The 23,919-nt window shown below is 57.6% G+C and carries 21 protein-coding genes; 16 read left to right on the forward strand and 5 right to left on the reverse strand.

The window, feature by feature from the left end:
* Positions 1–4: 4 nt before the first annotated feature.
* From rsmG to glmS, 15 genes are all read left to right on the forward strand, one after another.
* Entirely contained in the window at positions 5–640 is a 636-nt protein-coding gene (gene rsmG, locus QRN48_RS00535; protein WP_152597717.1) for a 16S rRNA (guanine(527)-N(7))-methyltransferase RsmG, read from the forward strand.
* Between the two features lie 18 nt (positions 641–658).
* Positions 659–1,453: a ParA family protein gene (locus QRN48_RS00540; RefSeq protein ID WP_037016931.1), complete on the forward strand. Its 795-nt coding sequence runs from the start codon at positions 659–661 to the stop codon at positions 1,451–1,453.
* A 9-nt stretch (positions 1,454–1,462) separates the two neighbouring features.
* On the forward strand, positions 1,463–2,335 hold the full coding sequence (locus QRN48_RS00545; RefSeq protein ID WP_037016929.1) for a ParB/RepB/Spo0J family partition protein: 873 nt from the start codon (positions 1,463–1,465) through the stop codon (positions 2,333–2,335).
* A 143-nt stretch (positions 2,336–2,478) separates the two neighbouring features.
* Complete coding sequence (locus QRN48_RS00550) at positions 2,479–2,889, forward strand: F0F1 ATP synthase subunit I (protein WP_037016927.1); 411 nt, start codon at positions 2,479–2,481, stop codon at positions 2,887–2,889.
* A gap of 16 nt (positions 2,890–2,905) precedes the next feature.
* Positions 2,906–3,775 carry a F0F1 ATP synthase subunit A gene (atpB, locus tag QRN48_RS00555; protein WP_037016925.1) on the forward strand — a complete coding sequence of 290 codons (870 nt, stop codon included), beginning with the start codon at positions 2,906–2,908 and terminating at the stop codon, positions 3,773–3,775.
* A gap of 137 nt (positions 3,776–3,912) precedes the next feature.
* A complete protein-coding gene (gene atpE, locus QRN48_RS00560) occupies positions 3,913–4,170 on the forward strand; it encodes a F0F1 ATP synthase subunit C (RefSeq protein ID WP_002555987.1) in 258 nt (85 codons plus the stop codon).
* Positions 4,171–4,227: 57 nt separating this feature from the next.
* Positions 4,228–4,698 carry a F0F1 ATP synthase subunit B gene (locus QRN48_RS00565; RefSeq protein WP_037016923.1) on the forward strand — a complete coding sequence of 157 codons (471 nt, stop codon included), beginning with the start codon at positions 4,228–4,230 and terminating at the stop codon, positions 4,696–4,698.
* Between the two features lie 12 nt (positions 4,699–4,710).
* Complete coding sequence (locus QRN48_RS00570) at positions 4,711–5,247, forward strand: F0F1 ATP synthase subunit delta (protein WP_037016920.1); 537 nt, start codon at positions 4,711–4,713, stop codon at positions 5,245–5,247.
* 21 nt (positions 5,248–5,268) lie between these two features.
* The gene (atpA, locus tag QRN48_RS00575) at positions 5,269–6,813 is read left to right on the forward strand and encodes a F0F1 ATP synthase subunit alpha (RefSeq protein WP_037016918.1); all 1,545 of its coding nucleotides are present in this window, start codon (positions 5,269–5,271) and stop codon (positions 6,811–6,813) included.
* Between the two features lie 50 nt (positions 6,814–6,863).
* Entirely contained in the window at positions 6,864–7,724 is an 861-nt protein-coding gene (atpG, locus tag QRN48_RS00580) for a F0F1 ATP synthase subunit gamma (protein WP_037016916.1), read from the forward strand.
* Between the two features lie 28 nt (positions 7,725–7,752).
* Entirely contained in the window at positions 7,753–9,129 is a 1,377-nt protein-coding gene (atpD, locus tag QRN48_RS00585; protein WP_285348336.1) for a F0F1 ATP synthase subunit beta, read from the forward strand.
* 44 nt (positions 9,130–9,173) lie between these two features.
* Complete coding sequence (locus tag QRN48_RS00590) at positions 9,174–9,599, forward strand: F0F1 ATP synthase subunit epsilon (protein WP_037016911.1); 426 nt, start codon at positions 9,174–9,176, stop codon at positions 9,597–9,599.
* A gap of 113 nt (positions 9,600–9,712) precedes the next feature.
* Complete coding sequence (gene glmU / locus QRN48_RS00595; protein WP_285348338.1) at positions 9,713–11,080, forward strand: bifunctional UDP-N-acetylglucosamine diphosphorylase/glucosamine-1-phosphate N-acetyltransferase GlmU; 1,368 nt, start codon at positions 9,713–9,715, stop codon at positions 11,078–11,080.
* 163 nt (positions 11,081–11,243) lie between these two features.
* Positions 11,244–12,011: a DeoR/GlpR family DNA-binding transcription regulator gene (locus tag QRN48_RS00600; protein WP_037016904.1), complete on the forward strand. Its 768-nt coding sequence runs from the start codon at positions 11,244–11,246 to the stop codon at positions 12,009–12,011.
* A 9-nt stretch (positions 12,012–12,020) separates the two neighbouring features.
* Positions 12,021–13,856, forward strand: coding sequence for a glutamine--fructose-6-phosphate transaminase (isomerizing) (gene glmS, locus QRN48_RS00605; protein ID WP_285348339.1), 1,836 nt, complete (start codon positions 12,021–12,023; stop codon positions 13,854–13,856).
* Positions 13,857–14,198: 342 nt separating this feature from the next.
* Here the strand turns inward: glmS and QRN48_RS00610 are convergent, their stop codons facing one another.
* The 5 genes from QRN48_RS00610 to lpdA all read right to left on the reverse strand — a co-directional run bounded on the left by QRN48_RS00610 (position 14,199) and on the right by lpdA (position 21,563).
* Positions 14,199–14,936 carry a substrate-binding periplasmic protein gene (locus tag QRN48_RS00610; protein ID WP_285348341.1) on the reverse strand — a complete coding sequence of 246 codons (738 nt, stop codon included), beginning with the start codon at positions 14,934–14,936 and terminating at the stop codon, positions 14,199–14,201.
* A gap of 166 nt (positions 14,937–15,102) precedes the next feature.
* Positions 15,103–16,386 (reverse strand): hypothetical protein, encoded by a 1,284-nt coding sequence (locus QRN48_RS00615; protein ID WP_285348343.1) that lies wholly within the window; start codon positions 16,384–16,386, stop codon positions 15,103–15,105.
* A gap of 11 nt (positions 16,387–16,397) precedes the next feature.
* Positions 16,398–17,702 (reverse strand): O-antigen ligase family protein, encoded by a 1,305-nt coding sequence (locus tag QRN48_RS00620; protein WP_285348345.1) that lies wholly within the window; start codon positions 17,700–17,702, stop codon positions 16,398–16,400.
* Between the two features lie 535 nt (positions 17,703–18,237).
* A complete protein-coding gene (locus QRN48_RS00625) occupies positions 18,238–19,857 on the reverse strand; it encodes a glucan biosynthesis protein D (protein ID WP_285348347.1) in 1,620 nt (539 codons plus the stop codon).
* 305 nt (positions 19,858–20,162) lie between these two features.
* Positions 20,163–21,563: a dihydrolipoyl dehydrogenase gene (gene lpdA / locus QRN48_RS00630; RefSeq protein ID WP_285348349.1), complete on the reverse strand. Its 1,401-nt coding sequence runs from the start codon at positions 21,561–21,563 to the stop codon at positions 20,163–20,165.
* A gap of 378 nt (positions 21,564–21,941) precedes the next feature.
* Between lpdA and hflK the strand changes: the two genes are divergently transcribed.
* Positions 21,942–23,909, forward strand: a complete 1,968-nt coding sequence (gene hflK, locus QRN48_RS00635) for a protease modulator HflK (RefSeq protein WP_285348351.1) — start codon at positions 21,942–21,944, stop codon at positions 23,907–23,909.
* Positions 23,910–23,919: the final 10 nt, after the last annotated feature.

The raw sequence follows: 23,919 nt of genomic DNA on the forward strand, positions 1-23,919 counted from the left end.
TTCGATGGTCACCCCGCAGCATGCCGAAGAATTGACTGTGGGTGCTCGAGAGCTCGGCGTCGACTTGAGCGAGAGCCAACACAGCCAGCTACTGGCATACCTGGCCCTGTTGATCAAATGGAACAAAGCCTACAACCTGACGGCTGTTCGGAACCCTGATGAGATGGTGTCTCGTCATCTGCTGGACAGCTTGAGTGTGGTGCGTTTCGTCGAGGGTGAGCGTCAGCTGGATGTTGGCAGCGGCGGTGGGATGCCCGGCATCCCGCTGGCCATTCTGTTTCCCGACATGAAAATCACAGTATTGGACAGCAACGGCAAGAAGACCCGTTTTCTGACTCAGGTCAAACTCGAACTCGCGCTCTCCAATCTCGAAGTTATCCACAGCCGAGCCGAAGCATTCCAGCCCATGCTGCCATTCAACGGCATCATCTCTCGCGCCTTCAGCAGTCTCGAAGACTTTACCCAGTGGACGCGGCACATGGGCGACAGTGATACCCGCTGGCTGGCAATGAAGGGTCTGCATCCAGCGGAGGAGCTGGTAGCATTACCCGCAGATTTTAGTCTGGAAAGCGCGCAAGCCTTGGCCGTACCCGGTTGCCAAGGTCAACGGCATCTGCTGATACTGCGCCGCACGGCATGACAGGGAACACACGCAATAATGGCTAAGGTATTCGCGATAGCGAACCAAAAAGGGGGCGTGGGTAAAACCACTACCTGCATTAATCTCGCAGCTTCGCTGGTGGCTACCAAGCGACGAGTGCTTTTGATTGACCTGGATCCGCAAGGCAACGCCACGATGGGCAGTGGTGTGGATAAGCATGGGCTCGAGCATTCTGTTTATGATTTGCTCATCGGTGAATGCGATCTGAATCAAGCCATGCACTTTTCAGAGCACGGCGGATATCAGTTACTGCCCGCGAACCGCGACCTGACCGCCGCTGAGGTGGTTCTGCTGGAAATGCAGATGAAGGAGTCACGTCTGCGGTCGGCATTGGCGCCCATACGCGAGAATTACGACTACATCCTCATCGACTGCCCGCCGTCGCTTTCGATGTTGACGCTCAACGCTCTGGTTGCAGCCGATGGCGTGATTATCCCCATGCAGTGTGAGTATTTTGCGCTCGAAGGTCTGAGCGACCTTGTGGATAACATCAAGCGCATCGGTGAATTGCTCAATCCGCAACTCAAGATCGAAGGTCTGCTGCGAACCATGTACGACCCGCGGCTTAGCCTGATCAACGATGTTTCTGCACAGCTCAAAGAGCACTTTGGCGACCAGCTGTACGACACGGTCATTCCACGCAACATTCGACTGGCCGAGGCGCCCAGCTTTGGCATGCCGGCATTGGCGTACGACAAAACCTCTCGCGGCGCGCTGGCTTACCTGGCGCTTGCGGGCGAGATGGTCCGTCGCCAACGTCGTGGCAGCCGCACCGCTGCTCAGCCCACTTAAGGAAATTCCATGGCCGTCAAGAAACGTGGACTCGGACGTGGGCTGGACGCACTGCTGAGCAGCCCAACCGTAAGCGCGTTGGAAGATCAGGCCGTGAAGGCCGATCAGCGCGAGTTGCAACACATCCCGCTGGACCTTATTCAGCGTGGCAAATATCAGCCTCGCCGGGACATGGACCCACAGGCGCTGGAGGAACTCGCGAATTCGATCAAGGCGCAAGGTGTCATGCAGCCGATCGTGGTCCGTCCGATAGCGGACAACCGCTTTGAGATTATTGCCGGTGAACGCCGCTGGCGCGCCAGCCAGCAAGCCGGTATCGAAACCATTCCCGCCATGGTGCGGGATGTTCCGGATGAAGCCGCCATTGCAATGGCGCTTATAGAGAACATTCAGCGCGAAGACTTAAATCCGATCGAGGAAGCGATTGCCCTGCAGCGTCTGCAGCAGGAATTTCAGCTGACCCAACAGCAAGTGGCCGAAGCGGTGGGCAAATCGCGAGTCAGCGTGGCCAATCTGTTGCGTCTGATCGCATTGCCGGAAGCAATCAAGACCATGCTCTCCCATGGGGATCTGGAAATGGGGCATGCACGTGCGCTGCTGGGATTGCCTGAAGATCAACAGGTTGAGGGGGCGCGACATGTTGTCGCACGCGGCTTGACCGTGCGCCAGACTGAGGCGCTGGTTCGCCAGTGGTTGAGCGGCAAACAGGAGGCTGCGGAGCCTGTAAAGGCCGATCCCGATATCACCCGCCTGGAGCAGCGACTGGCCGAGCGGCTGGGCTCTGCGGTGCAAATCCGCCATGGACAGAAGGGTAAAGGCCAATTGGTTATCCGTTACAATTCACTGGACGAGCTTCAAGGTGTGCTCGCTCACATTCGCTGATACAAATGATGCGTAGCGTGTAGTCGGAAATCACTACCCGGCAGTTGAATAGGGGCTGAACCGCCCCTATACTCTGCGCGCATTTTGTCGGCACAATTTATGCCAAGTTGTTGATTTTAGCGGCCGGCATAAGAGGAGCCCATGTGACGGAGACACGCACGCCAAACCGCTTGCCCTTCCATCGCCTGGCTGTTTTCCCGATCTTGATGGCTCAGCTGGTTGTCCTTATTGGGGCAGCACTGGCGCTTTGGCAGTGGCAGAGTGTCGTAGCAGGGTATTCGGGGCTTTGCGGAGGCCTGATAGCCTGGCTGCCGAATGTATATTTTGCTCATAAGGCTTTTCGGTATTCCGGAGCCAGAGCAGCGCAGGCCATTGTTCGGTCGTTCTACGCCGGCGAGGCAGGCAAACTGATTTTTACGGCAGTGCTTTTTGCACTGACGTTTGCAGGGGTAAAACCGCTGGCTCCGCTTGCGGTTTTTGGCGTATTCATACTGACCCAACTGGTTAGTTGGTTTGCACCCCTGCTACTGAGAACAAGACTTTCGAGACCTTAGGGCGTTTGAGGCAACCATGGCAGAGCAAACAGCTTCGGGCTATATCCAGCACCACTTGCAGAACCTGACCTTTGGTCATTTGCCTGACGGCAGTTGGGGCTTCGCGCATTCCGCAGCGCAAGCAAAAGAAATGGGCTTTTGGGCTTTCCACGTGGATACCCTTGGCTGGTCGGTCGCGCTAGGTCTGATTTTCGTGCTGATCTTCCGTATGGCCGCAAAAAAAGCGACTTCCGGTCAACCCGGTGCGCTGCAGAACTTCGTTGAAGTGCTTGTCGAGTTCGTTGACGGCAGCGTTCGGGACAGTTTCCACGGCCGCAGCGCTGTCATCGCGCCACTGGCGTTGACCATTTTCGCCTGGGTGTTCCTCATGAACGCCGTCGACTTGATTCCAGTCGACTGGATCCCGCAACTGGCGATCATGGTCACCGGCGACCATCACATTCCATTCCGTGCCGTATCGACAACAGATCCCAATGCAACACTGGGTATGGCCCTGTCTGTCTTCGCCCTGATCATTTTCTACAGCATCAAGATCAAAGGTATCGGCGGCTTTATCGGAGAGTTGACCCTGCATCCGTTCGGCAGCAAGAACATTTTCGTTCAGGCTCTGTTGATTCCGGTGAACTTCCTGCTTGAATTCGTGACTTTGGTGGCCAAACCGATTTCCCTGGCACTGCGTCTGTTCGGCAACATGTATGCGGGTGAACTGGTGTTCATTCTGATCGCGGTCATGTTCGGTAGCGGCCTGCTCTGGCTGAGCGGCCTTGGCGTGGTCCTGCAATGGGCGTGGGCTGTCTTCCACATCCTGATCATCACCCTGCAAGCGTTCATCTTCATGATGCTGACCATCGTCTACCTGTCGATGGCTCACGAAGATAACCATTAAGACTCGCCTGGCGAGTCTGATGATCCCCTCGCTCCGGTGGGGGGGTGCCCGCGAGGGCCTGATGTAAGAAACGATTTTGTTTTACCGCTTTAATCTAAGAAAACCTAACCAATACGACGTAAAAGTCGGGAGGAAAGATGGAAACTGTAGTTGGTCTAACTGCTATCGCTGTTGCACTGCTGATCGGCCTGGGCGCACTGGGTACTGCAATCGGCTTCGGTCTGCTGGGCGGTAAATTCCTGGAAGGCGCTGCGCGTCAACCAGAAATGGTTCCAATGCTGCAAGTTAAGATGTTCATCGTGGCTGGTCTGCTCGACGCCGTGACCATGATCGGTGTTGGTATCGCTCTGTTCTTCACTTTTGCGAACCCCTTCGTTGGTCAACTCGCTGGCTAATCACTCGAATTGTCGAGTTGATTGGTGTGATGGACAACGAACGAGCGAGGTGTTGGCGTGAACATTAATGCAACCCTGATTGGCCAGTCCGTTGCGTTCTTCATTTTTGTGCTGTTCTGCATGAAGTTCGTGTGGCCTCCGGTCATCGCGGCTTTGCACGAACGTCAGAAGAAGATTGCGGATGGACTGGACGCTGCTACACGAGCAGCTCGCGACCTGGAGCTGGCCCAAGATAAAGTGGGTCAGCAACTGCGCGAAGCTAAAGCTCAGGCAGCTGAGATCATTGAGCAAGCCAAGAAACGCGGTACCCAGATTGTCGACGAAGCCCGGGAACAGGCTCGCGTCGAAGCTGACCGCATCAAGGCTCAGGCTCAGGCCGAGATCGAACAGGAACTGAACGGCGTCAAAGACGCGCTGCGCGCCCAGCTGGGTAGCCTGGCAGTCAACGGCGCAGAGAAGATCCTGGGTGCCACAATCGATCGAAACGCGCACGCGGAGCTGGTTAACAAACTGGCTGCTGAAATTTAAGCGAGGGCGATCATGGCAGAACTGACCACGTTGGCCCGACCTTACGCTAAGGCAGCCTTCGAGCATGCACAGGCGCACCAGCAACTGGCCAATTGGTCAGCCATGCTCGGCCTGGCTGCTGCAGTGTCGCAAGACGACACGATGCAGCGCATGCTCAAGGCCCCGCGACTGACGAGCGCAGACAAGGCCGCCACTTTTATTGAAGTGTGCGGCGACAAGTTCGATGCCAAGGCACAGAATTTCATTCACGTCGTTGCCGAAAACGACCGTCTTCAGCTTTTGCCGGAGATCTCCGAACTGTTCGAGCTGTACAAGGCCGAGCAGGAAAAATCGGTAGACGTGGATGTGACCAGTGCTTTTGCATTGAACCAAGAACAGCAAGACAAACTCGCCAAGGTTCTCAGTGCACGGCTCGGCCGGGAAGTGCGCCTGCACGCTGCGGAGGATGCCGCCCTGATAGGTGGTGTCATCATCCGCGCCGGCGACCTGGTTATCGATGGCTCAGTTCGCGGCAAACTCGCGCAACTAGCCGAAGCATTGAAATCTTGAGTTTGAAGGGGCAGCAGAGCAATGCAGCAACTCAATCCTTCCGAAATAAGTGAAATCATCAAGGGCCGTATCGAGAAACTCGATGTGGCCTCCCAAGCCCGAAACGAAGGCACTGTCGTCAGCGTGTCTGACGGTATCGTGCGGATTCACGGTCTCGCCGACGCGATGTACGGCGAAATGATCGAGTTCCCGGGCGGCGTTTACGGTATGGCACTGAACCTGGAGCAAGACTCCGTGGGTGCTGTCGTACTGGGCGCTTACACCTCTCTGGCTGAAGGCATGAGTGCCAAGTGCACCGGCCGCATCCTGGAAGTTCCTGTTGGTAAGGAATTGCTGGGTCGCGTAGTCGACGCTTTGGGTAACCCTGTCGACGGCAAAGGTCCACTGAACAACACCGAGACCGACGCGGTCGAGAAAGTTGCTCCAGGCGTGATCTGGCGTAAGTCGGTAGACCAGCCTTTGCAGACTGGCTACAAGGCAGTTGATGCCATGATTCCTGTCGGCCGTGGCCAGCGTGAGCTGATCATCGGCGACCGTCAGATCGGTAAAACCGCTCTGGCCATCGACGCGATCATCAATCAGAAGAACAGCGGCATTTTTTGCGTCTACGTGGCAATCGGTCAGAAACAATCGACCATCGCCAACGTTGTACGCAAACTGGAAGAACACGGTGCTCTGGCCAATACGATCGTCGTAGCCGCCAGCGCTTCCGAGTCTCCTGCGCTGCAATTCCTGGCACCGTACTCCGGCTGCACAATGGGCGAGTACTTCCGCGACCGCGGCGAAGACGCATTGATCGTTTACGATGATCTGTCCAAGCAAGCTGTGGCCTACCGTCAGATTTCCTTGCTGCTGCGCCGTCCACCAGGACGTGAAGCGTACCCAGGCGACGTGTTCTATCTCCACTCCCGTCTGTTGGAGCGCGCCTCCCGCGTTTCGGAAGAATGGGTCGAGAAGTTCACCAACGGCGCAGTGACTGGCAAGACCGGTTCGCTGACCGCACTGCCGCTCATCGAAACACAGGCTGGCGACGTTTCTGCGTTCGTTCCGACCAACGTGATCTCCATCACTGACGGTCAGATCTTCCTGGAATCAGCCATGTTCAACTCCGGCATTCGCCCGGCAGTGAACGCCGGTGTTTCGGTATCCCGTGTGGGTGGTGCCGCTCAGACCAAGATCATCAAGAAGCTGTCCGGTGGTATCCGTACCGCGCTGGCTCAGTACCGTGAACTGGCAGCATTTGCCCAGTTCGCATCTGACCTGGACGAGGCAACTCGCAAGCAACTTGAGCATGGTCAGCGCGTCACCGAGCTGATGAAGCAGAAGCAATATGCGCCAATGTCGATTGCTGACATGTCGCTGTCGCTGTATGCCGCTGAGCGTGGGTTCCTGACTGACGTCGAAATCGCCAAGGTTGGCAGCTTTGAACAAGCGCTGATTGCTTACTTCAACCGAGATCACGCCGATTTGATGGCGAAGATCAACGTGAAGGGTGACTTCAATGACGAGATCGACTCTGGCCTGAAAGCCGGTATCGAGAAGTTCAAGGCCACCCAAACCTGGTAAGCCGCAGCGGGAGCCGCGAGGCTCCCGCTTGCTAACCTGATAGGTGTTACATGGCAGGCGCAAAAGAGATTCGCAGCAAGATTGCGAGCATCAAAAGCACGCAAAAGATCACCAGCGCCATGGAAAAAGTGGCGGTCAGCAAAATGCGCAAGGCTCAAATGCGTATGGCTGCTAGCCGTCCTTACGCGGAGCGCATCCGCCAGGTGATTGGTCATCTTGCCAACGCTAACCCGGAATATCGTCATCCCTTCATGATCGAACGCGAAGTAAAGCGCGTCGGTTACGTGGTGGTGAGCAGTGACCGTGGTCTGTGTGGTGGCTTGAATACCAACCTGTTCAAGGCCTTGGTCAAGGACATGGCGAAGAACCGTGAAAACGGCGTAGAGATCGATCTGTGCGTGGTCGGCAGCAAAGGTGCGGCGTTTTTCCGCAACTTCGGCGGTAACGTTGTCGCTGCGATCAGCCACTTGGGCGAAGAGCCATCGATCAACGATTTGATCGGCAGCGTCAAGGTGATGCTGGATGCCTACCTGGAGGGTCGTATTGATCGCCTGTCCGTGGTGTCCAACAAGTTCATCAACACCATGACTCAGCAGCCAACGGTCGAACAGTTGATTCCGTTGGTCGCCACCCAGGATCAAGAACTCAAACACCACTGGGATTATCTGTACGAGCCCGACGCCAAAGAGCTGCTTGATGGCTTGATGGTCCGTTACGTGGAGTCGCAGGTCTATCAGGCGGTGGTCGAGAACAACGCAGCTGAGCAAGCTGCGCGGATGATCGCGATGAAGAACGCCACTGACAACGCCGGTGACCTGATCAGCGATTTGCAGCTGATCTACAACAAGGCGCGTCAGGCAGCGATCACCCAAGAGATCTCGGAAATCGTCGGCGGCGCTGCCGCGGTTTAACGGTTCAAATATTCAGAGGATCCAGCTAATGAGTAGCGGACGTATCGTTCAAATCATCGGCGCCGTGATCGACGTGGAATTTCCACGCGACAGCGTACCGAGCATCTACAACGCGCTGAAAGTTCAAGGCGCGGAAACTACTTTGGAAGTTCAGCAGCAGCTGGGCGACGGCGTAGTTCGTACCATTGCGATGGGCTCCACCGAAGGCTTGAAGCGCGGTCTGGACGTAATCGACAGTGGCGCAGCCATTTCCGTACCGGTCGGTAAAGCGACTCTGGGCCGGATCATGGACGTACTGGGTAATCCGATCGACGAAGCGGGCCCGATCGAAACCGAAGAGCGCTGGGGCATCCACCGTGCTGCACCTTCGTTCGCTGATCAGGCTGGCGGCAACGACCTCCTGGAAACCGGCATCAAGGTTATCGACCTGGTTTGCCCGTTTGCCAAGGGCGGTAAAGTCGGTCTGTTCGGTGGTGCCGGTGTCGGCAAGACCGTAAACATGATGGAACTGATCCGTAACATCGCCATTGAGCACAGCGGTTATTCCGTGTTTGCTGGTGTGGGCGAGCGTACTCGTGAGGGTAACGACTTTTACCACGAGATGAAGGACTCCAACGTTCTGGACAAAGTAGCGTTGGTCTACGGTCAGATGAACGAGCCGCCGGGAAACCGTCTGCGCGTCGCGCTGACTGGCCTGACCATGGCTGAGAAGTTCCGTGACGAAGGTAACGACGTTCTGTTGTTTGTTGACAACATCTACCGTTACACACTGGCCGGTACTGAAGTATCCGCACTGCTGGGCCGTATGCCTTCTGCAGTAGGCTATCAGCCGACGCTGGCTGAAGAGATGGGCGTGCTGCAAGAGCGCATCACTTCGACCAAGGAAGGCTCGATCACTTCGATCCAGGCGGTATACGTACCGGCGGATGACTTGACCGACCCATCGCCAGCTACAACGTTTGCCCACTTGGACGCTACGGTCGTTCTGTCCCGTGATATCGCTTCCCTGGGTATCTACCCAGCGGTAGATCCACTGGATTCGACTTCGCGCCAGCTGGACCCGAACGTTATCGGTCAGGACCACTACGACACCGCTCGCGGCGTTCAGTACGTTCTGCAGCGCTACAAAGAGCTGAAAGACATCATCGCGATCCTGGGTATGGACGAGCTGTCGGAAACCGACAAGCAGTTGGTATCCCGCGCTCGTAAGATTCAGCGCTTCCTGTCGCAGCCGTTCTTCGTGGCTGAAGTCTTCACCGGTGCCTCGGGTAAATACGTTTCCCTGAAAGACACCATTGCTGGCTTCAAAGGCATCCTCGCCGGTGACTACGACCATTTTCCAGAACAGGCTTTCTACATGGTCGGCGGCATCGAAGAAGCGATCGAGAAAGCCAAGAAACTGTAATCCAGGCGCCCGGTAACGGGCGCTAATCAGGTTGAGGCATGCAAATGGCTATGACAGTCCATTGCGATATCGTCAGCGCGGAAGGAGAGATTTTCTCCGGTCTGGTCGAGATGGTGATTGCACACGGTAACCTGGGTGATATCGGTATCGCTCCAGGCCACGCACCGTTGATCACCGATCTGAAGCCGGGTCCGATCCGTCTGATCAAGCAGGGTGGCGAAGCCGAGGTGTTTTACATCTCCGGTGGCTTCCTTGAGGTTCAACCGAACATGGTCAAAGTGCTTGCCGATACAGTGCAACGCGCAGCCGACCTGGATGAAGCCTCAGCTCAGGAAGCCGTCAAGGCAGCCGAGCGCGCTCTGAATGAAAAAGGCGCGGATTTCGATTACGGATCTGCTGCTGCACGTCTGGCGGAGGCCGCAGCCCAGCTGCGCACCGTTCAGCAAATTCGCAAAAAGTTTGGCGGTTAAGCCGGCAGATTTTCATGCGCGATTGAGTAAAAGGGTAGCCTCGGCTACCCTTTTTCTTTTTTCGGCTCAGAGTCTCAGCCGGTAAATGCGCCTAGTTCGTCTGGAATCCTTTCATGTCTCTCGATGTCGTCATTCTTGCCGCGGGTCAGGGCACCCGTATGCGTTCGGCTCTCCCCAAGGTCTTACACCCTGTGGCGGGCAATTCGATGCTTGGCCATGTTATCCACAGCGCGCGCCAGCTTTCCCCTGACAGCATTCATGTGGTTATCGGGCATGGTGGAGAGCAGGTACGAAAGCAACTGGCTAGCAACGACCTGAACTTCGTCGTACAGGATAAACAGCTGGGAACAGGCCACGCGGTCGCCCAGGCCTTGCCGGTGCTGAACGCTGAAACCGTATTGATTCTTTACGGCGATGTCCCGCTCATCAAAGTCGAGACACTGAACCGGCTGCTTACGCTTGTAAACGATCAGCAGTTGGGCCTGCTGACCGTTACGCTGGATAACCCTACCGGCTATGGCCGCATCGTTCGGGATAATCAGCAGCGGGTGTGCGCCATCGTCGAGCACAAAGATGCGACTGAAACGCAGAAGGCTATCAAAGAGGGGAACACCGGCATTTTGGCAGTGCCCGGCAGACGCTTGGCCGACTGGCTGGGTCGACTTTCCAACAGCAATGCGCAGGGCGAGTATTACCTGACTGACGTCATTGCCATGGCCGTCGGCGATGGTTTAGTGGTCGCAACTGCCCAGCCTGAAGACGCCATGGAAGTGCAGGGCGCCAATGACCGTAAGCAGCTGGCAGAGCTCGAACGCCATTACCAGCAGGGCGAGGCGCGGAGACTCATGGCATTGGGCGTCACATTGCGCGATCCGGCGCGCTTCGACGTTCGAGGAGACGTCACGGTGGGTCAAGATGTGGTGATCGACGTCAATGTCATCCTTGAAGGGCGGGTCATCATCGAAGACGACGTCTCGATCGGGCCAAATTGTGTGATCAAGGACAGCACCCTGCGCAGGGGAGCGGTTATTAAGGCAAACAGTCATATTGATGGTGCGGTCATCGGCGAAGGCGCGGACGCAGGTCCGTTCGCTCGCTTGCGTCCAGGCAGCGTGCTAGATGCCCGAGCCCATGTGGGTAACTTCGTTGAGCTGAAGAACGCTCATCTAGGGGAGGGCGCAAAGGCCGGCCATCTGACGTACCTGGGCGATGCTGTTATAGGCGCGCGGACCAATATTGGTGCCGGCACCATCACGTGCAACTACGACGGTGCAAACAAGCACCAGACCGTGATGGGTGAAGACGTGTTCATAGGCTCGAACAACTCGCTGGTTGCGCCTGTGACTATCGCGACGGGCGCCAGTACTGGCGCGGGTTCCACCATCAATCAAGACGTGTCCGCTGAGCAGCTTGCAGTTGCACGCGCGCGCCAGCGCAATATCGAAGGCTGGAAGCGGCCTGTCAAAATCAAAAAAGACTGAAGTTATCCACAGGAGCCTGCTGCCGTGCCAATGACAGCGGGCTTTGAACTGCGTCGCCGATTTTTCAGGCCTTCCATGAAATTGCGCCTGCCCCCCTTGACGTAGATCTTTCGATAGGCTTTCATTGCTTTCGCTAACTTACGAACCGAAAGTTAAGACTGCCATGTCGAAACGTAATACGCCTCAACGCCGCCACAACATTCTTGCCCTGCTCAATGAGAAGGGTGAAGTGAGCGTGGACGAGTTGGCCAAGCGCTTTGAGACTTCCGAGGTGACGGTCCGTAAAGATCTGGCTGCGCTCGAAAGCAATGGGTTGCTGCTACGTCGTTACGGCGGTGCCATCCCGATGCCCCAGGAATTGATTGGCGAACCAGGCCAGCCTGTTTCCAGATTCAAACAAGCCATTGCTCGAGCTGCTGTTGCCCGCATCCGGGAACACGCACGGATCATCATCGACAGCGGCAGTACAACCGCTGCGATGATTCCGGAGTTGGGTTTGCAGCCGGGTCTCGTTGTGATGACCAATTCCCTGCACGTCGCCAATGCGCTGGGCGAACTGGAGCACGAGCCTGTATTGCTCATGACCGGCGGGACGTGGGACCCGCATTCCGAGTCTTTCCAGGGCCAGGTCGCCGAACAGGTGCTGCGATCCTACGATTTCGATCAGCTTTTCATCGGCGCGGACGGGATTGACCTGACGCGAGGTACCACCACGTTCAACGAGTTGCTGGGCCTCAGCCGGGTCATGGCTGAAGTCGCGCGCGAAGTGATCGTGATGGTTGAGTCCGACAAAGTCGGTCGAAAGATTCCTAATCTGGAGCTGCCCTGGAGCAGCTTTCATACCCTTATTACCGATGACCGCCTGCCTCAAGAGGCGCGCGAGCAAATTCAGGCCCGTGGCGTAACCTTGATTTGCGCTGCTGTTTCCTAGGAGAAGACCATGTGTGGAATTGTCGGCGCTGTTGCTGAACGCAATGTGACGCCCATCTTGCTTGAAGGCCTCAAGCGCCTTGAATACCGGGGCTATGACAGCGCTGGCGTAGCGTTATTCAACAATGATGGCGTGCTTGAGCGGCGGCGTCGTGTCGGTAAGGTCAACGAACTGGAACAGGCGCTTGCCGGCGAACCCGTTACAGGGCGTCTGGGGATTGCTCACACTCGATGGGCAACGCACGGCGCGCCACTTGAACGCAACGCTCACCCGCACTTTTCCAATGACCAACTGGCAGTGGTGCACAACGGCATCATTGAAAATCATGAGCCGCTTCGCGCTCGACTAAAAGCGTTGGGTTACGTATTCGCCTCCGATACCGATACCGAGGTGATCGTCCACTTGCTGCATCACAAGCTGCAAGAGATCCCTGACCTCGCCGCTGCCTTGAAGGCCACGGTCAAGGAGCTGCACGGCGCCTATGGCCTGGCCGTTATCAGCGCCAAACAACCGGACCGTTTGATTGCCGCGCGCAGTGGTAGCCCGCTCGTTGTAGGTCTGGGCCTGGGGGAAAACTTTCTGGCGTCCGACCAGTTGGCATTGCGCCAAGTGACCGATCGCTTCATGTACCTCGAAGAGGGCGACATTGCCGAGATCCGTCGCGACAGCGTGCAGATATGGGATGCGTCCGGCCTGCCCGTCGAGCGTGAAACCGTTCAATACCATGAAGGTGCCGAAGCAGCGGATAAAGGCGAGTACCGTCACTTCATGCTCAAGGAAATTCACGAGCAGCCAAAGGTAGTTCAGCGCACGCTGGAGGGACGTCTCGGACAGCAGCAGGTGCTGGTTCAAGCGTTCGGGCCGCAAGCCGCGGAGCTGTTCGCCAAGGTACGGAACGTGCAGATCGTCGCTTGCGGGACCAGTTATCACGCCGGCATGGTTGCCCGTTACTGGCTCGAAGGCCTGGCCGGCATCCCTTGCCAGGTTGAAGTCGCCAGCGAATTTCGTTACCGCAAGGTCGTCGTGCAGCCGGACACGCTATTCGTTTCCATCTCACAGTCAGGCGAGACTGCCGACACCCTTGCCGCCCTGCGCAATGCCAAGGACTTGGGCTTTCTCGCCAGCCTGGCCATCTGCAACGTGGGCATCAGCTCCCTCGTACGGGAATCCGATTTGACCCTGCTTACTCAGGCCGGCCCGGAAATCGGCGTCGCCTCCACCAAAGCGTTTACCACCCAGCTGGTGGGACTCATGTTGTTGACGCTCTCGCTCGGTCAGGTCAAAGGGACGCTGGAAGCCGGCGTGGAAGCGCAGTTGGTGGAAGAGCTGCGCCGTCTGCCGACCCGCCTGGGCGAGGCGTTGGCCATGGACAGCACGGTCGAGAAAATTGCCGAGCTGTTCGCCGAGAAGAACCACACCCTGTTTCTGGGCCGTGGCGCGCAATTCCCGGTGGCCATGGAAGGGGCGCTCAAGCTTAAAGAGATTTCCTATATCCATGCCGAAGCCTATCCGGCAGGCGAGCTGAAACACGGCCCGTTGGCGTTGGTGGACAGTGACATGCCTGTCGTCACCGTCGCGCCGAACAACGAGCTGCTGGAGAAGCTCAAGTCCAACCTGCAGGAAGTGCGCGCACGCGGCGGAGAGCTGATCGTATTTGCTGATGAACAAGCCGGGCTGGTAAACGGGGAAGGTACCCATGTTGTTTCCATGCCGCACATCATCGACGCTCTGACGCCGATTTTGTACACCATCCCCCTGCAGTTGCTCTCCTACTACGTAGCAGTGCTGAAGGGCACGGATGTGGACCAGCCGCGCAACTTGGCAAAATCAGTCACTGTTGAATAAGTTATCCACAGAGACGGTACGCCGGCTTATATTTGCAGCGACTAACGCTTCAAGCCATTCGTCATTTGCTGATCCGAAAATAAGCACGGATACAGCTGTGGATAAGATCGCCGATGTGAGGAAGCCAAGTCGGCTTGGCTTCCTTCACAGTCATCCAGTTATCCACAGTAGTCGGCGCTTTTGATTGTTTCGCCTCCATTGCGATCACAACATTAAGGGATAGCAGGATCTAGTCGACTTACCCACAGCTTCGATGTGCAGTGGCATCCGACGAGGACTTCCACGCAGCCCGCAATCTGTGGATAAACCGATCACATCCTATTTGCGCCTGGGTTGATACGTTCAAGGCGCATCCTGTGTGCCTGGCAAGTATCTACGCCGGATCTGCTCCAACTCACCGGTCTTTTGCATGCTGTCGATTGCGCTGTTTATCTGCGGTAGCCACGAGGCATGTTGTGGTTGAAGCTTGAACACCAGCATCGCTTCGCTGAGTCGCGCGCCTCGTGTGAACAGCGAGGGATCAAGCTTTTCGCTTGAAATCAACTCATCGAAGATGTCGTCGACCATGGCGATGGCGTCCACGCGTCCGCTTTGCAGCAGCTTGATCAGCGCCTCGTCCTGGGAGGTTTCCAGTCGGCTCATGCGACGTTTGTCGATAGCCGGGTCCAGTGCCCAATAGTTATAGCCTCGTACCATGCCGATGGTGAGGTGATCCATTTGCCCAATGGATTGACCGCGAGCGGGGTGATCAGCCAGAAAGTACAAGTGCTCTTTGACGGTGGAATAAGGTTTCGAGAAAACGAAGCGGCGCCGTTCTGCGGCATTGTTCCAGATCAGCGCGTCTGCGAAGTTGATGTCGATCTCGCTCTTTTGCAACATCGATTGCAAGCGGTTGACGGGGTAGGTGACAAAGGTTACCTCCAGATTGGCTAGCGCCATCACCCGTCTCGCGATGTCGATGGATACCCCGATCAGGTGACCGTCCTTGTCCTCATAGGCATAGGGCTTCCATTGAGCCCCGGCTGCGATGTAAGGCCCCGCCATGGCTGGCGTCATGAGCAGCACCAGCAGACTACCCACCAGCAATCTCCCTCGAAGCCCCATGTATTCCCCCGGCATCTCCGCTGCCCAAGGCCGTAGCGTAGCAGCAAGAGATGTCGGAGAAATGTCGTAATGCCACTATTTGCAGCTGAATGCACAGACGCTTTTCAGAACGGCAGGCGGGTGCGGCATTCGTTACGGTGTATCAGGCATCAGGACTGAGGCGGATGATCTTGGGAAACCCCGTCAACTTTACCGGCGTTGAGCAATGATCATCCTTGCAGACCCATTGCTGCCGGGCGTTCGCCATCCCTTTGTCGGGGTCCAAGGTATCGAGCACACGAACGTTCTGGTTTTGCATGGCGGAGGCACTGATGCTGACTTCCCGCTGGCGACCGCTGGCCCATGCGACCATTATTCGCTCGCGCCCGGCACTGAACGCCAGTTGATAGATGCCGTCATTCTGGAGGCTGTTGGTGGGCTCGTAATGGAAGTCGCGGAGATACGGGCTGATGGCCTTGAGCACCGCGTAGGCAGGCTTCGGGCCGAGGGCAGAGTCGAGCAGGCCGAAGTTGTGTTCCTGTTCACTGCGGTCATCACCATCATTGATCAAGTCGTACCACCACATGCCCTTGACGTTGGGCAGGGTTCGAATGAGGAAATACGCCCGGGACAGATAAGCAGCCTGGCGCTCCTGACTGATCCCGCAATTGCCTTCATGACTTGGCCAACTCATCTCCGTCAGGTAAAGGGGCACAGGCCTGCCAGCCTTGAGGGTGATCTTGCGGTCGAGGTCACGCATCCAGCCTATCCAGCTCTCCGGCGTGTTGCGATCACTGCCGTAGCAATGCACATAGGGGTGCAGGGATAACCCATCGGCGTACTTCATCACGCCGGCAGCGATGATGCGGTCAACGAACCCACTCGTGATACCCAATGTCGTCACTGCACCGGCGAGTATCACTGCCTGGGGGTTATTCTTGCGAATGACTGGCGCCACGTCTCGGACCAACGAGGCGTAGTCGTTGCTCAAACGCGCATCGCCGGGACCTTCGATGTCCCATTCATTCCAGACCTCGTAAAATTTCACGGGGTTGCCCAGCTGGCGGGTGATGTAGTCGACGTACTTCAGATACGGAATCCTGACCTCGGGCTTGCGCGGTTTGGCGTTGCCTTGAAACGACGTGCCGTAGCCGAGAATCACCATCGGGGCAAGATCCAGCGCCCTGGCGGTGCTCAGCCACGCCCGCCACGGCGCGACGATCTGCAACTGGCCCGCTGTGGGTTCGGCGGTGGACCAAAACGCATCGTCACGAACCGACGTCACGCCGGCCGCGCTCGCCATTTGAAGGCTGCGCAGCGGTTGCCCGGTGTTGTTCATTGAGTGCGTTGCGACTCCCACAATGAAGGGGGCGTCCGCGTCCGCATTGGCATTGGCAGTCGCCAGGGCAGCCAAGAGTGCCAGGGTACCCAGCGTGCGAAGGCTCATGAGTGATCCGTTCAACTCAGCCCCGGCAGGCCGTTCCAGGCGGGCAACTCATGGGGCTTTGGGGAAGGCGATCTGATCCTCGACTTCATAGCCAATGCATGCCCGATCGCCATCCCCATGAACATGTTGGCAAGCGTGACTTCCAGGGTGTCAGTGGTCCAGCTCACAATGCAAATGCAGAAGCTCGTCACCAGCATGGCTCGCCCGTATTGGCTGACGCTGTCTGCGAGTACGAAAAACAGCGGGATATGCAGGGTATACAAGAACAGCCCCGCAAGACCCAGCATTGCCCAGAGATAAACCACCGTGCTGTCCGAGACCATGAAGATACCGGCGCCGGGTACCGGAAAGGCCGCAACGGCGCTGCCGACCAGCCCGAAGCCCACGCCGGAGAGCGTGCGCTGGTCATCCATCAGCGTCCGAATGACGTTAGGCCAGGTGTTGATCAATCGGTCATAGATTGATGCCAGAGAACCGGTGGGCGAGATTCTGGAGGCATCGAAGTCGGTCATCATTCCCACGAAAGGCAAGGACATCCCCAGCACCACGGCGACAAGAATGGTAGCGCGAGCCGTCCAGCGGTAGCGCAAGATCAGCAGCAGGCCGGTACCGCCGATGAACGCCAATGCGGGCGCCTTGCTGGTCGTCAATATCACACCGGCCAGGCCAACCACGCACACCATCAGGCCAAGCAACCTGGAGCGCAGTGTTGCCATCAGGTAAAGGCTGAAAATCGAAATGATGATAGCCAGCGAACTGGAGATCCGTGCGAAGCCGGCCGGGCGGTCGAGGTCTTCCGCCACCCATGCGGTGTTGGCCGTCAACTCCGTGCCGCCAACGGTATAGCTGTAGCCTTTCCACGGCAGGCTGATGTATCTGTCGAGCGCGATACCGCCTAGCGAGGCAACCAGGCAAAAGACGACAGCCCACATAAACAAGCGCTTGTGGCGAATGATCTGGTCACCGCAGGCGAGCCCGAACAGCAGCGGGCTAATGCCGTACAGCGCGAATGCGAAGTTTCCTGCCTGAGCGCCGTTCAGTGCCGCCCATCCCGCTGACAGAAGCAGCAACAGCAAGCTCAGCCAGACGCCCGGGCCCGCTTTGAAGGTGCGCAGTTCCAGCGCGAAGAACAACAGGCAGGCTACCTTCGGGCCATAGAGCAGCACGGAAATCCCGGCCTGATCGAGATAAAAGCGTAAAGCACCGTTGAACGACTCAGCGATCATCAAGCTGATCGCGACCAGCACCACTGCCGTGGATTTATCAAACGAGAGTAAAGACGGTTTTTCTACGTATACGGGGGAAGTCGACATCATGTGCAGCCCCTCGGGAGCATTTAAACGTGTAATAAGCACCAGCGTGCGAAGCGAATGGCCGGGCGCGCAAGTGTTTGCCCAGCCGAGGCGGCAATAGCCGAAAACGGCCTGCGATCGCGATGATTGTGATGTCGCTGCAGGGCAGGAGAAGGGACGTAATAAGCTTCTGCGAGCGGCGAGACAGGGATATATCAGCGTTAGATGGACGTACTGTCAATCAAATAGTCAAAATTATGGACATATTAAAAACCAACCAAACGGCGCTTATCGTAACTATCTGATTTATAAGAGGGATATAAAATTGACGCTGGTTATGAGCACCGAAATATGGGGTTTATTACAGCGCTCTATGACTCAATATCGTTACACGTTGGTTCTGCAGCAGTGGCAAACGCTGCTGACGCGCGTGCCTTTGCAGATTGAAACGGGCACAGCATTTGAGAGCTTGCGGGCGAAGTCAGCCGCTGGATATCCAACGGCTGACAGGGTAGTTCGCCTCTACTTACGGATTGGCTCCGTCAATGGCAGAACGTTCTCAGGTGTAGCGACGCTTGTCAGGGGCAGGGGGGAAATACTGGTACAGCCACGTTTCACTCAACGTGCGATCGCCGGTCTTGATGAACATGCGCATTTCCACCGGGTCCATCGAGTCGCTGGTGGGGTACCAGTCAAACGTGACACGGAAGCCCTTGATGTCAGGCAGTACAAGCACATTGAAATCCTGAATCTTGCCATGCGACACCGTGACCACGGGTTCAATGCCGGAACCTTCGGGCAAACGGTCCAAGCCGCCTCCGTTGAAGTCCACTGCAAAACGTCGCGCCCACACGTCAGGATAATGCTCGCCTGGCGCCCAACCTTCGATGAAGCCTCCCATGCCTGAACGGGTTGCATGCACTTGCGCCAGCGGTGTGCTGACAGGTGGGAGCGGGCTCCAGTAGAGCTTGTAGCCGTAGTTCATGGACATGCCGGCCTTGACCGGCACCTTTGGGTTCCAGAACGCAACGATGTTATCCAGGGTTTCGCCTGTGGTAGGCAATTCCAGGAGATCGATAGAGCCCTCGCCCCACGCCGTGGTGGGCTCGACCCAGAGACTCGGTCGGCGGTGATACCAGTCGACAGTGTCCTGATAGGTTTTGAAGTCGTGGTCGGTTTGCACCAGGCCGAACCCTTTAGGGTCCTTGTCGGCGAAGGCGTTGAACTGGATCTTGGCCGGGTTGTTGAGCGGACGGCAGATCCATTCACCATTGCCGCGCCACATGGCCAGCCGGTCGGAGTCATGAATTTCCGGGTGAAGGGTGTCGCACATGCGGCGTTCGTGCGTGCCGCAGCTGAACATGCTGGTCATGGTGGCGATGCCCAACTGCTCGATGTCGGCCCGCGCGTTGATGTGCGCGTCGATGTCCATCACCACCCGGTCGGCCTGGCAATCGATGTCGAAGCGGTAAGCGCCCGTCGCACTTGGGGAATCCAGCAGCGCATAGACCACAAAGCGCGTGGCATCTTTGGTGGGTTTCTCGAACCAGAATTTCGTGAAATCCGGGAATTCTTCCGGGCTATGGGCGTAGGTATCAATGGCCAGGCCCCGCGCAGAGAGGCCGTATTGCTTGTTGCTGTCGATCGCTCGGAAATAGCTGGCGCCAAGGAACGAAAGAATGTCATTGATGGCAATCTCCGGGGCCTTGAACAGCTTGAACCCGGCGAACCCCAGATCGCCTTTTAGCTGACTCTTATCGATACGACTGGCTTCGTAATTGAACAGCTCGGGACGGAAATGCACTTCCCGCGCCTGCTGGGTCGCCGGGTCAACGCTATACATACGAACCGGCGTCTTGAAACCGGCACCGACGTGGAAGAAATGCACATCGAGCTGACCTTTCACGTCATTCCATAATGAATGACCAGCGTCGTACTTGATCGCGTTGAACTGCTGCGGCGTCATGTTCGCCAGAGTGGGTGGCAGGTTTTGCTTGGTGCTAACGTAGGGCTTGCCAGCCATCTGTTTGGCGGTGTCCTGCAAGGCCTTGAAATCGAAATGTTCGATGTCGCCATCTGCCGCCGCAGCCAGTGCGCGTGCCGCATAAAGACCCGTGGCCGGCAGCGCGCTATAGGCTGCCACGGCCATGGAAGCTTTCAAGAGATTCCTGCGATTCATAAGGTGAAGCCTCTGAAGATGCTGTGCCTTCCTGCACAAAAAAGTGCGCTTTCCCAATCCTTGCCGAACGCAAATTACCAACAAACAGATAACAATCCGGGCATGTTGTTCGCGCAGAGGGAAAAAAATCGTTTCAGGGCACGACCGGTTTCACTCCAGAGTGATGCTCGGCACGGCTGATTCTCTCGGCAATCCCGGCGTTTCAGCGCGTAAATTCCCCACCAAGCCGGGCCCATCCAAAGTGCGTTTTGCCTCAATGGAGCCTGCTGTGGCGGGAAACTTATCACCGGTCTACCAGGCAGGCTTCAAGCTTGCGTCGTATGTCCCCCAACGGCCATTGCCGCCTGACGCAACGCTTCAGAGCGCGTTGGATGGGGATGGCAGGTCAATGCCACGTCTTGAGCAGAGGCGGCGAATTCCATCGCTACGCAATACTCCGCGATCATCTCGCTGACGCTTGGGCCGACCAGGTGAACGCCGAGGATTTCATCAGTGCGCTCATCCGCCAGTACTTTCGCGAAGCCATCGGTTTCATGGTTGACCTTGGCGCGACTGTTGGCGCTGAAGGGGAATTTGCCCACCTTGTAAGCACGCCCTTCCTGCTTGAGCTGTTCTTCCGTTTTACCGACGCTGGCCAGTTCGGGCTGGGTGTAGATGACGTTAGGGATGAGGTTGTAGTTGAGCTCGCTCTTTTTGCCGACAATGCGCTCCACGCAAACGCCTGCCTCATCTTCCGCCTTGTGCGCCAGCATCGGACCAGACGTGACGTCGCCGATGACCCAGATGCCCTCGGCTGCCGTGCGGTGTCCCTTATTGGGCAGAACGCCGCGCTTGTCCAGCTCCAGTCCTACGGTTTCCAGACCCAGCCCTTTGGTCACCGGACGTCGTCCGATGGATACCAGTACATAGTCCGCTTCAATGAACTCGGCGTCTCCACCGGCCGCCGGTTCGACAGTCAGCGTCACGCCGGTGTCGGTTGGAAGGGCAGACGTTACCTTCGACCCGAGTCTGAACTGCATGCCCTGACGCGACAGCGAGCGGTGCAATGTTTTGCCCGCCTCCAGGTCCGTTCCGTGGGCGACGTGATCGAGAAACTCGACCACCGTCACCTGCGCCCCCAGTCGGCGCCACACCGAACCGAGCTCAAGGCCAATCACGCCTGCGCCAATCACCACCAGATGCCTGGGCACTTCGCTCAGCGACAACGCGCCGGTGGAATCCAGAATGCGTGTGTTGTCGATGGTCACGCCGGGCAGGGGGGTTGGTTCGGAGCCGGTGGCAATGATGATATCCCTCGCGCTCAGCTCGGTTTCGACGCCCGCGGCATCTGTGACGATAACCTTGCCAGGCCCGGCGAGGCGGCCCCAGCCTTTGATCCACTCGGCCTTGTACTTACGGAAAAGGAACTCGATGCCTTTGGTAAGGCCGGTCACGCTTTCGGCTTTTTGCGCCATCATTTGGGCCAGGTTCAGCGTCGGATTCACCTCAATGCCGAGCTTCTTGAATGCCTCCCCGGTGGCCGCTTCATACAGCTCCGAGGCATGAAGCAGCGACTTGGAGGGAATGCAGCCCACGTTCAGACACGTGCCGCCAAGAGTCCCGCGGCCTTCAATGCACGCGACTTTCAAACCCCTCTGGCCGGCGTGAATCGCCGCGTTGTAGCCGCCGGGGCCGCCGCCGATGATGACAACGTCGTAGTGATTCATGAATCTGCTCCTCAAGGACAGTCGAGTGGTGGAGGGAAGCGTAGACGTGTCTCGGCAGAGATCGCAGGCTGCACCGTTTACGCTTAGATGATGGGCATAATATTTAAGGGTCGCTCCGTCCAAAGTCAAGCGCAAGAACCGGCGTACGTATCGTCAACACGCTGCAGAAGCAATTGAGAGAGAGGCCCAAGCTCCTCCACCTGTCGCTTGGCTGTCTGACCACGCATCCGCAGGCCCACACACAAATAATCGGACGGAAATTTCACGACTTCTGTTATATCGTAACGCCCTGTGTCAATGCGGCGTGCCTGCGCAAGGCGGGGCTGGCCTGTGACGGGAACAGCGGCCGGTAAGACGTTAAACAGTTTTGGAGTAGCAATGCGGGTTGATCTGGACGATGAGGGCGTTACGCCGGCGAGCCTGCCACGGTTTCAGCGGGCGGTTATTCAGTCGCGGCGTCTCTCACGGCTGACATATCTGACAGGAGCGGCAGGCGTAATCGGCTTGGTGGTATCGCTTTTTGTCGACCTCTTTTCGCCAAATTCACTGTGGACGGCTGTGTTGACCAACAGCGCTGCGAGCCTGCTGGTGCTCGCCGCGGCGCTACAGTCTGCGCAGGTGGTCAGCCAGTGGCGCGCGAGGGTAATCGCTCCGCCCGTGCCAGTGCGTGACGACGGTGACGCGGTGGTTAATGGTGACGAGCAAGGCTGGTACGACCGCCTGCTCGGGCGAATCGGCGGGGCCGGTACGTCGATGGTCGGCCAGGTGGGCTTGCCGGTGTTCTGGCTCGCTGGCTGGGCATTGCTGTCACTGATCAGCATCGGGCTGATCTGGAACCTCACCTTGGCGGGGAGCAACGTTGGTCTGCTCGGAAACGTGACCGGTGGCCTGCTGCTGTTGATTTGTTTTGCGCTCTTGGTGCTGGAGCGGCAGCTGGCTAACGAGACAGAGGCGAGTTGGCCGGAAGCTGTGCAACTGGCGCAGCTCACCCGGGTGGCAATCGGGACGCTCTTGGTCGCAGCGTTCTGCCTGTTCTTTTCTTCGTTTGACCGGGTATGGCCTGCACGATTGGCGGTGCTGATCGGACTCCTGCCCGGTCTGGTTGCGGCCGAGTTGGTCATCCGGGCTTTACTGTCCATTTTCAGCCCGCGCAACGAGCAACTTGAGCCACGCTTGATCGCAAGCAGTTTCGTTGCCGGGTTGTTGCGCTGGCCGCCGCGCCCGTTGCTGGCGCTGCAAACCGAATTGCACAACCGTTTTGGAATCGACCTGCGACAGATCTGGGCGTTTACCTACATGCGCCGAGCTTTCCTGCCGGTGCTGGCGGTCATACTCGGCCTTGGGTGGCTGCTGAGCGGGGTCCATGAGATTCCCATGCAGGGCCGCGGCATCTATGAGCGCTTTGGCAAGCCAGTCGAAATCCTGCAACCAGGCTTGCACGCCGGTTTGCCTTGGCCGTTCGGCACGGTGCTGGCGGTTGAAAATGGCGTGGTCCATGAACTCGCCACCAGCGTCTCCGAGGGTGCTGCTGCCGAGCAGACGCTTGACCCCGCCGAAGGTCCGCCGCCCGCCGTCGCCAACCGGTTGTGGGATGCCACTCACATCAACGACAAGTCACAGGTGATCGCGAGCGGCTCCGGCGACAAACAGAGCTTTCAGATCGTCAACATGGACGTTCGCTTCGTATACCGCATCGGCTTGACGGACGAGGCCGCGTTGGCCGCGACCTACAACAGCGCCGACATTCCCAGCCTGATTCGCAGCACCGCCAGCCGGATACTGGTACACGATTTTGCCTCTCGTACCCTTGATGAGCTGCTCGGTGAGCAGCGCAATGATCTTGCCGCTGATATTGGCGATGCTGTTCAGCGCGACCTGAAAAAACTCAACAGTGGCGTGGAAATTCTGGCCACTGTGGTGGAGTCGATTCACCCACCGGCAGGCGCGGCCAATGCTTACCACGCGGTACAGGCTGCTCAGATCAGTGCTCAGGCGTTGATCGCCCGTGAACGTGGCGCGGCGGCTGATCAGGCCAATCTGGCGCAGTTGCATGCCAGCATGGCCGGTGATCAGGCAGCGGCTAATTCCCGTGAGGTGATGGCCACTGCCCAGGGAGCGGATTTGCGGTTTGGCGCAGAGCAACAGGCTTATGCCAAAGCCGGTCAGGCGTTCCTGCTTGAGCAGTACCTCAGTCAACTGACCGCCGGGCTGCTGCACGCCAAGCTGCTGGTGCTGGATCATCGGCTCGGCGGCACCAGCGCGCCAACGATCGACCTGCGTTCCTTTACCCTCCCGGTCGACCCCGCAACGTCGTCCCAGTCAGCTGAACAGCCCTCGGCTGAATAAGGAGTCGTCC

Source organism: Pseudomonas sp. ME-P-057 (assembly GCF_030208975.1).
Taxonomy (GTDB): Bacteria; Pseudomonadota; Gammaproteobacteria; order Pseudomonadales; family Pseudomonadaceae; genus Aquipseudomonas; species Aquipseudomonas lutea.